The following is a 9,546-nucleotide window of genomic DNA, read 5'->3' as shown; positions in this document are numbered from 1 at the left end:
GGAGCGAGCCTGCTCGCGATGGCGTCGGCACATTCAACATCTCGGGTGACTGATACACCGCTATCGCGAGCAAGCTCGCTCCCACAGGGGATCTGCGGCGAGTGAAGAATCTGCGGCTGGCGGCGATCAAGTGTGGGAGCGAGCCTGCTCGCGATGGCGGCGGCACATTCAACATCTCTGGTGACTGATACAGCGCTATCGCGAGCAAGCTCACTCCCACAGGGGATCTGCGGTGAATGAAGAATCTGCGACTGGTGGTGATCAAGGGTGGGAGCGAGCTTGCTCGCGAAGGCGTCGGCACATTCAACAGCTTTGGTGACTGATACACCGCTATCGCGTGCAAGCTCGCTCCCACAGGGGATCTGCGGCGAGTGAAGAACCTGCGGCTGGCGGGGATCAAGGGTGGGAGCGAGCCTGCTCGCGATGGCGTCGGCACATTCAACATCTCGGATGACTGATACCCCGCTATCGCGCGCAAGCTCGCTCCCACAGGGGATCTGCGGTGAATGAAGAAACTGCGACTGGTGGTGATCAAGGGAGGGAGCGAGCTTGCTCGCGAAGGCGTCGGCACATTCAACAGCTTTGCTGACTGATACACCGCTATCGCGTGCAAGCTCGCTCCCACAGGGGATCTGCGGTGACTGAAGTATCTGCGACTGGTGGTGATCAAGGGAGGGAGCGAGCTTGCTCGCGAAGGCGTCGGCACATTCAACAGCTCGGCTGACTGATACACCGCTATCGCGAGCAGGCTCGCTCCCACATGGGGATTTGTGGTGGATGATTGATCGCGCCCAATACGCCACTGTTCCCGTCGGCCGACGATGCAGGCAAGATGAAGGCCTGCAAGTCAGAACACAGGAAGCTGATCGTGACCGAAGCGTTTATTGTCGTTCAAACCGCCGAACAAGCCGTGGATCGTTTGGCGGCCCTGCACGAGCGTGCGACCACTGCGCTGAACCAGGCGCTCAAGCGGTACCTCAAGGATCGCATCGAGCCGGATGCCGAACAGCGGGCGTTGTTTCGCTATCCCGCCCTGCGACTGACCTATCACTGCCATGGCGAAGTCCCGCAAACCACCCGCGCCTACGCCAAGGTCCAGTTGCCGGGCACCTACAGTGTCACCGTCACCCATCCGGCTGCGTTCCGTAAATACCTGCTGGAGCAGTTGGTCCCGCTGATGCACGACTTTACCGTCACCGTCGAAGTGGGTGTCAGCGAGCAGAACATTCCCTATCCCTACGTGGTGGAGCAGGGTGATGAACTGGCCGGCTCCGGCGTGACTGCCGCGGTGCTGGCGCGAGTGTTCCCCAGTACCGACCTGTCGGCCGCCACCGATGGCATTGCCGACGGCCTCTATGACTGGGAAAACACCGACCCGCTACCGCTGGCGTTGTTTGACGCGGCGCGGGTGGACTTTTCCCTGCGTCGGCTGGTGCATTACACCGGCAGCGACTGGCGCCATGTGCAGCCGTGGATCCTGCTGACCAACTATCACCGTTATGTGGATCAGTTCATTGTCCATGGCCTGGAGCAACTGCGCAGTGACCCGCGTTTTGTGCGCATGGTCCTGCCGGGCAACGTGATCATCGAAAAGAGCATGGACCACGGTGAAGCCTCGGCGATCGCCGCGGGCGTGGTCTGGCACCGCTACCAGATGCCGGCCTATCACCTGCAGGCCAGCGACGGCCACGGCGTGACCCTGGTGAACATCGGCGTCGGGCCGTCCAACGCCAAGAACATCACCGACCACCTGGCCGTGCTGCGCCCCCACTGCTGGCTGATGATCGGTCACTGCGGTGGGCTGCGGCAGTCCCAGACCATCGGCGACTACGTGCTGGCCCACGCTTACATGCGTCGCGATGGCATCCTCGACCGGGTCGTGCCGCCGAATATTCCGATCCCGGCCCTGGCTGAAGTGCAGATGGCCTTGCAGCAAGCGGCGGCCAATGTCACCGGTGAAAAGGGCGACGAGCTGAAGAAGCGCCTGCGCACCGGCACTGTGCTGACCTACGACGACCGCAACTGGGAATTGCGCTGGGCCCAGGAGCGTCCGTTGATCAACCTGTCCCGCGCCGTGGCGGTGGACATGGAAAGCGGCACCATCGCCGCTCAGGGATACCGCTTGCGGGTGCCGTACGGCACGTTGCTTTGTGTCTCGGACAAACCGCTGCACAGCGAGATCAAATTGCCGGGTTCGGCCAACGCGTTTTACGAACGGGCGGTCAACCAGCACCTGAAGATCGGCATCGCGGCGCTGGACCTGTTGCGCAACGAACTCAACTCGCTGCACTCGCGCAAGTTGCGCAGCTTCGACGAGCCGCCGTTCCGCTGATGAACTGATCCCGGTTGAAGGGGCAGTGGTTATTTAACGGTCGGGCCACTAGCATGGTTGGCCCAGACCGTTAGATGTTGTGTTTGCCATGCCTCGTCCGCCACGTCCCGCTTCCCGCCGCCCTGGCGCGAAACCTCCCGCATCCGCCCCGCGCCGTGTGGCCAAGGCCCCGCCGGCCGAGCCGAGGCTGATCCTGTTCAACAAACCCTTCGATGTGCTGACGCAGTTCAGTGACGATCAAGGGCGGGCGACGCTCAAGGACTTTATCGACGTGCCCGGCATTTATCCCGCCGGGAGGCTGGATCGCGACAGCGAAGGGTTGCTGCTGCTCACCAACGACGGGCAGTTGCAGGCCCGCATCGCCGACCCCCGGCACAAACTGGCCAAGACCTATTGGGTGCAAGTAGAAGGCGAGCCCAGTGCCGAGCAATTGCAGCGACTGTGCGCAGGCGTGGAACTGAACGACGGCATGACCTTGCCCGCACAAGCGCGACAACTGGACGAACCGCAGCTATGGCCGCGCAACCCGCCGGTGCGCTTTCGTAAGAGCGTGCCGACCAGTTGGCTGGAACTGGTGATTCGCGAAGGGCGCAACCGTCAGGTACGGCGCATGACCGCCGCGGTGGGCTTGCCGACATTGCGTCTGGTGCGGGTCAGGATCGGTGACTGGACGCTTGAAGGGCTGGATCAGGGACAGTGGAAGGAAGTGCCGGCGCGTTTATAAGGTGCCGGTCTCGATCAGGCCGATCACCACGCTCTTGATGACGAATGCCGCCACGCCCAGTCCCAGCACGAAAAACAGGATGAACGAGCCAAAACGCCCGGCCTTGGACTTCTTCGCCAGATCCCAGACGATAAAACCCATGAAAATGATCAGGATGCTGACAAGGCCAGTCATCATCCACTCTTCGAAAACCACAGGATCCATCGAAACACTCCGGCGTGGGCGAGGTTGAAAAGGCGGGGCGAGTATACGGCATGGGAAGAGGGCGAAGGATTGGGCTGCGACGGTGTGTCGCAGCTATTCATCGCCTGAGCTGACGCAGCGGCGTTCTCTTCAGTCGTGGTGGACACCGGCCCGCTTGAGCATCTGTTTGCAGCGTTCGGACAAGTGAAACACCCGCAGGTGTTTGCCAGCCTTGCTATAGCGTTCACGCAGGGTCTTGAGCGCCGCGATGGCCGAATAGTCGACAAAGCTCAAGTGACGGCAGTCCAGGGTCACCTGGGACGGATCGTTGGCCGGGTCGAACTGGTTGAGAAAGGGCGTGGTCGAGGCGAAGAACAGGGTGCCGTGCAGGCGATAGAGCTTGCTGCCGTCCGCTTCCAGATGCGCATCGGCATACAGTTCCCGGGCCTGTTGCCAGGCAAAGTTGAGCGCCGCAATGATAATGCCGCACAGCACGGCGGTGGCCAGATCAGTGAATACCGTGATGGTCGTCACCGCGATGATCACCAACACGTCATTGACGGGCACTTTGTTGATCACCCGCAGCGAGGCCCAGGCAAAGGTCTGCTGGGACACCACGAACATCACGCCTACCAGCGCGGCCAATGGGATGCGTTCGATCAACGGCGACAGAAACAACACGAACAGCAGAACCATCACCCCGGCAATCACGCCGGATAACCGGCCGCGCCCGCCCGAACTCAGGTTGATCACGGTCTGGCCGATCATTGCGCAACCGCCCATGCCGCCGAACAGTCCTGAGGCCATGTTGGCCGCGCCCAACGCTACGCACTCGCGGTCCGGGTAGCCGCGGCTCTCGGTGATCTCGTCGGTCAGGTTCAGGGTCAGCAGGGTTTCCAGCAGGCCGACCATCGCCATCACCACCGCATAGGGCGCGATGATCCGTAAGGTATCCAGGTTCCAGGGAATGTCCGGCCAGACAAAAGCCGGCAGGCCGCCGGCGATATGCGCCATATCACCCAGGGTGCGGGTCGGCAGCCCGAAGAAGTAGACCGCCAGGCCAACCCCCAGGATCGCCACCAGGGCCGGCGGAACACTGCGGGTCAGGCGTGGCAACAGGTAGACGATGGCCATGGTCAGCGCCACCAGGCCGATCATCAGGTACAACGGGCCGCCGCTGAGCCAGGTTTCGCCGCTCTTGAAGTGCTCCAGTTGCGCCAGCGCGATGATGATCGCCAGGCCGTTGACGAAACCGAGCATCACCGGGTGCGGCACCATGCGCACCAGTTTGCCCAGCCGCAACAGCCCGAACGCCATCATGATCAACCCGCCCAGCAGCACAGTCGCCAGCAGGTATTGCACGCCGTGTTGCACCACCAGCGCGACAATCACCACGGCCATCGATCCCGCCGCGCCAGACACCATGCCTGGCCGCCCGCCGAACAGCGCGGTCAGCGTGCAGATGATGAAAGCGCCGTACAACCCCATCAGTGGGTTGAGATGAGCCACCAGGGCGAACGCGATGCATTCGGGCAGCAAGGCAAAAGACGTGGTGAGGCCGGCGAGGGCGTCGGCGCGAAGACGTGCTGGTTTCATGATTGTCCTGGCGGGGCAGCGCCTGAGAGTCGACTGCCGTGGGCGTGGTGCAAAAACAGGGTGGGGATGGTACGGAATTGAGTGCGGTGCGGCCAGTGGTTGGTCGTCGTGTGGATGATTTCGGGGCGGCTTCGCAGTGCGCAAGGCGCACGCTTCCTCGCCACGGGAGACGGCCAGGGGATGAAAATCCTGCGCTGAATTTACATGGCAGGTGGTGGGCGATGTCCGTCAGCGACATTTCTTGTCTGTGTACGAAAATTACTTTCAGTACGTTTGAAGATTGCTCCTCGAAATGATTTATGAGTTTCACAAACACAACGACGTGACCCCATTCGAGGAGTAACGCATGGCCCCTGCATTCGGTTATTGGCTGTTGGTCTACGCGGCCATCGCCATCATTGCGCTGATCGTTTTGATCGCCCGATATCGGCTTAATCCGTTCATTGTCATTACGCTGGTGTCCATTGGCCTGGCGCTGCTGGCCGGGATGCCGCCGTCCAGTGTGGTCGGGGCGTATGAGGCGGGCGTGGGCAAGACCCTGGGGCACATCGCGCTGGTCGTGGCCTTGGGCACGATGCTTGGCAAGATGATGGCCGAGTCCGGCGGGGCCGAGCGCATGGCGCAAACGCTGATCGAGCGCTTCGGCGAGCGCAACGCCCATTGGGCGATGGTGTGCATTGCCTTCCTGGTGGGGCTGCCGTTGTTTTTCGAAGTCGGTTTCGTGCTGCTGGTGCCCATCGCGTTCACCATTGCCCGGCGCGTGGGCGTGTCAATCCTGATGGTGGGGTTGCCGATGGTCGCCGGTCTCTCGGTGGTGCATGCCCTGGTGCCGCCGCACCCGGCGGCGATGCTGGCGGTGCAGGCGTTCCAGGCCTCGGTGGGGCAGACCTTGCTGTACGCGATCCTGATCGGTATTCCTACCGCGATCATTGCCGGCCCTGTGTATGCCAAGTTCATCGTGCCGCGCATCCAACTGCCGGACGATAACCCGCTGGAGCGCCAATTCCTCGACCGCGAGCCCCGCGCCAATCTGCCAGGTTTCGGGATAACCCTGGGGACCATTCTGCTGCCGGTGGTGCTGATGTTGATCGGCGGTTGGGCCAACCTGATCTCCGAGCCGGGCAGCGGCTTCAATCAGTTCCTGCTGTTCATCGGCAACTCGGTGATTGCCTTGCTGCTGGCGACCCTTCTCAGCTTCTGGACGCTGGGCCTGGCCCAGGGCTTCAACCGTGAGTCGATCCTCAAGTTCACCAATGAATGCCTGGCGCCAACGGCCAGTATTACGTTGCTGGTGGGCGCTGGCGGTGGTTTGAACCGGATCCTGGTGGACGCCGGAGTCACTCAACAAATCGTCGGCCTGGCCCAGGAATTTCAATTATCGCCACTGGTCATGGGCTGGCTGTTCGCCGCCCTGATGCGTGTCGCCACCGGCTCGGCCACGGTGGCGATGACCACCGCCTCCGGTATCGTCGCCCCCGTGGCGATCGGTCTGGGCTATCCCCATCCCGAGCTGCTAGTGCTGGCCACCGGCGCCGGGTCGGTGATCTTTTCCCACGTCAACGACGGCGGCTTCTGGCTGATCAAGGAATACTTCAATATGACCGTCACTCAAACTTTCAAGACCTGGACCGTACTCGAAACGCTGATCTCCCTGGTTGCGTTCGGCCTGACCCTAGGACTTGCGCGCTTGCTTTAATCGCAGCGCTCCAACACAGGTGCCGTCATGGACATCCTTTACCAGATTCGCTCCCGTCAGGATTCCTTCAGCGCCGGCGAAGGAAGAATCGCCCGGCTGATGCTCGACGACGTAGGGTTCGCCGCCTCGGCCAGCCTGGATGAACTGGCCCAACGGGCCGAAGTCAGCAGTGCCACGCTGTCACGGTTTGCCCGTACCGTTGGCTGCCGCGACCTGCGGGACTTGCGCCTGCAACTGGCCCAGGCCAGTGGCGTCGGCAGCCGGTTTCTCGACCCCGCCGGCGCGCCCGAGCAATCGGCGTTTTATGGGCAGATCGTCGGCGATATCGAGACGACGCTGCGTCAGCACCTGTCGGCATTCGAGGAGTCTCGGTTCAGCGACGCGGTGCGGATGCTCGGCAAGGCGCGGATGATTCATGCGTTCGGGCTCGGCGGTTGGTCGGCGTTGTGCGGTGAGGAGTTACAAGTACGGCTGGTGCGTTTTGGCTACTCGATCGCCGCCTGCCGGGATCCGGTGATGATGCGCATCACCGCCACCTCATTGAGCCAGGAGCATTTGGTCATCGCCTGTTCACTCACCGGCATCACCCCGGAACTGCTCGGCGCGGTGGAACTGGCGCGCAGTTATGGTGCGCCCATCCTGGCCATCACCCGCGCCGACTCACCGTTGGCCCGACTGGCCGATGTAGTGTTGCCGCTGCAAGGCGCGGAAACCTCGTTCATTTATAAGCCCACGGCGGCGCGCTACGGCATGCTGCTGGCCATCGATGTGCTCGCCACCGAGCTTGCGCTGGCCCACCCCGAAGACAATCAAGAGCGTCTGCGGCGAGTCAAACTCGCCCTGGACGATTACCGCGGCGGCGACGATCACTTGCCGCTGGGAGACTGAGATGCTGTACGACACGCTTATCCGCAACGCACGGGTCATCGATGGCAGCAACACCCCCGGTTACAGCGCCGACGTGGCGATCCGTGCCGGTCGCATCGAGCGCATCGCCGACCTGCGCGATGCCCGGGCAATCGAAGAAATAGACGCCGCCGGCCGGGTGCTGGCTCCAGGGTTCATCGATGTGCACACCCACGACGACACGGTGGTCATTCGCCAACCGCAGATGCTGCCCAAACTCAGCCAGGGCGTGACCACGGTGATTGTCGGCAATTGCGGTATCAGCGCTTCGCCGGTGAGTTTGCGGGGCGAGCCGCCGGACCCGATGAATTTGCTCGGCACCGCCCAAGCGTTCGTCTATCCGCGTTTCGATGATTATCGTTCGGCGGTGGAGGCGGCCACGCCGGCGGTCAACGTGGCGGCGCTGGTGGGGCACACGGCGCTGCGCAGCAACCACATGGATGATTTGTTGCGCACCGCCAGCGTGAGAGAAATCGCCGCCATGCGTCAGCAACTGCGCGAAAGCCTGGAGGCCGGCGCGCTGGGGTTATCCACCGGCCTGGCCTACGCCAACGCATTTTCGGCCTCCACCGACGAAGTCATGCAACTGACCCAAGAGCTGAGCGCATTCGGGGCGGTCTACACCACCCATCTGCGCAGCGAATTCGAACCGGTGCTTGAGGCCATGGACGAAGCGTTCCAGATCGGCCGTCACGCCCGCAGCCCGGTGATCATTTCCCACCTCAAATGTGCGGGTGCCGGTAATTGGGGGCGAAGTCCGCAGGTGCTCGCGGCGCTGGAGAATGCGGCGAAAACCCATCCGGTCGGTTGTGACTGCTATCCCTATGCGGCCAGCTCCTCGACCCTGGATCTCAAGCAGGTGACCGATGCCCATCGCATCACCATCACCTGGTCGACGCCTCATCCGCACATGGGAGGGCGCGATCTGGCTGACATCGCCGCCGAATGGAATGTGCCGCTGCTGGATGCTGCGCGGCGCCTGCAACCGGCCGGCGCGGTGTACTACGGCATGGACGAAAGCGACGTACGACGAATCCTCGCCCACCCGTTGTCCATGGTCGGCTCCGACGGTTTGCCGGAGGATCCGTTTCCGCATCCGCGCTTGTGGGGGGCTTTCCCGCGGGTGCTGGGGCATTTCAGCCGAGACATCGGGCTGTTTGCGTTGCACACCGCCGTGCACAAGATGACCGGCCTGTCGGCGGCGCGCTTCGGCCTGAAGGACCGTGGGGAAATTCGGGAAGGGCATTGGGCGGATCTGGTGTTGTTCGATCCTCATACCATCAGGGATGTCGCCGATTTCAACGAGCCGCAACGGGCCGCCGAAGGTATCGATGGGGTTTGGGTCAACGGCGTCTTGAGCTACCGCGAGGGCCGGGCGAACGGGCGCAGGCACGGGCGGTTTCTGGCGCGAGAAGGGGATCTACGCCGTGGATTCAGTTCGTCACCCGGCGCTTGAGAGGTGGAAACACAATGGAATGCCCCTGTGATCTGCTTCTCAGTGGTGGCATTGCGATATTAAAGAAGCCGGCGATATAGCCGAAGCAATGAGTTCAACCCATCTAAACTGGGTCTTTTCAGCCAGGGAGCAACCCATGAGCTTCGGTAAAACCACCCCGATCCTGCGGATCTTCGATGAAACCAAGGCATTGGCGTTCTATGTCGACTTCCTGGGATTTACCGTCGACTGGCAACATCGCTTTGGTGACGATTTTCCGCTGTACCTGCAAGTCTCTCGCGACGGATGCGTGCTGCACCTGTCCGAACACCATGGCGACTGCACCCCGGGCTCGGCACTGCGCATCGAAACGGATGAACTGGAAGCTTTCCAGGCGCAACTGCTGGCCAAGCAATACCCCTTCGCCCGCCCTCAGATTCAGGCCATGCCGTGGGGTAGCCAGGACATGACGGTGGTCGATCCGTTTGGCAATCGGTTGGTGTTTACCAACGGGATTAGTGTGTAACGAGGTTGGATACATTGATGGGCGAGCGGGGGCGTTGGGCTAGATCTGCCGCCACGTGACGAAAGAGCCAAGGTGATGGATCTTTTTGACTGATTGTAATGACATTGCGCAAAGCGCCCATTTCTTCCGGGAAATGGGCGCCCGCCAT

General features: G+C 62.1%; 8 protein-coding genes. 6 read left to right on the top strand and 2 right to left on the bottom strand.

Annotated elements, in window-relative coordinates; all coding sequences use genetic code 11:
* The first annotated feature begins 832 nt into the window (after window positions 1-832).
* Together amn and MKS85_RS05745 are read left to right on the top strand one after the other, a co-directional pair.
* On the top strand, window positions 833-2,332 hold the full coding sequence (gene amn / locus MKS85_RS05750) for an AMP nucleosidase (RefSeq protein ID WP_160893475.1): 1,500 nt from the start codon (window positions 833-835) through the stop codon (window positions 2,330-2,332).
* A gap of 157 nt (window positions 2,333-2,489) precedes the next feature.
* Entirely contained in the window at window positions 2,490-3,056 is a 567-nt protein-coding gene (locus MKS85_RS05745; RefSeq protein WP_160893474.1) for a pseudouridine synthase, read from the top strand.
* On the opposite strand, the gene MKS85_RS05740 is transcribed toward MKS85_RS05745, so the two are convergent.
* Both MKS85_RS05740 and MKS85_RS05735 read right to left on the bottom strand, forming a co-directional pair.
* Entirely contained in the window at window positions 3,051-3,260 is a 210-nt protein-coding gene (locus MKS85_RS05740; protein WP_047230243.1) for a DUF2788 domain-containing protein, read from the bottom strand. The genes MKS85_RS05745 and MKS85_RS05740 overlap by 6 nt on opposite strands.
* A gap of 129 nt (window positions 3,261-3,389) precedes the next feature.
* Window positions 3,390-4,835, bottom strand: a complete 1,446-nt coding sequence (locus tag MKS85_RS05735; protein ID WP_047230242.1) for a SulP family inorganic anion transporter — start codon at window positions 4,833-4,835, stop codon at window positions 3,390-3,392.
* 346 nt (window positions 4,836-5,181) lie between these two features.
* On the opposite strand from MKS85_RS05735, the gene MKS85_RS05730 reads away from it, so the two are divergent.
* The 4 genes from MKS85_RS05730 to MKS85_RS05715 all read left to right on the top strand — a co-directional run bounded on the left by MKS85_RS05730 (window position 5,182) and on the right by MKS85_RS05715 (window position 9,398).
* Window positions 5,182-6,531: a gluconate:H+ symporter gene (locus tag MKS85_RS05730; RefSeq protein WP_047230241.1), complete on the top strand. Its 1,350-nt coding sequence runs from the start codon at window positions 5,182-5,184 to the stop codon at window positions 6,529-6,531.
* A 27-nt stretch (window positions 6,532-6,558) separates the two neighbouring features.
* Window positions 6,559-7,419: a MurR/RpiR family transcriptional regulator gene (locus MKS85_RS05725; RefSeq protein WP_047230240.1), complete on the top strand. Its 861-nt coding sequence runs from the start codon at window positions 6,559-6,561 to the stop codon at window positions 7,417-7,419.
* Between the two features lies 1 nt (window position 7,420).
* Window positions 7,421-8,893, top strand: coding sequence for an amidohydrolase family protein (locus MKS85_RS05720; RefSeq protein WP_188251960.1), 1,473 nt, complete (start codon window positions 7,421-7,423; stop codon window positions 8,891-8,893).
* 136 nt (window positions 8,894-9,029) lie between these two features.
* Window positions 9,030-9,398 carry a glyoxalase superfamily protein gene (locus tag MKS85_RS05715; RefSeq protein WP_047230238.1) on the top strand — a complete coding sequence of 123 codons (369 nt, stop codon included), beginning with the start codon at window positions 9,030-9,032 and terminating at the stop codon, window positions 9,396-9,398.
* The last annotated feature ends 148 nt before the right edge of the window (window positions 9,399-9,546 follow it).

Source organism: Pseudomonas sp. JL2, assembly GCF_031570495.1.
In the GTDB taxonomy this organism is placed as follows: domain Bacteria; phylum Pseudomonadota; class Gammaproteobacteria; order Pseudomonadales; family Pseudomonadaceae; genus Aquipseudomonas; species Aquipseudomonas rhizophila.
This window is presented reverse-complemented; position numbering and strand designations above follow the sequence as displayed.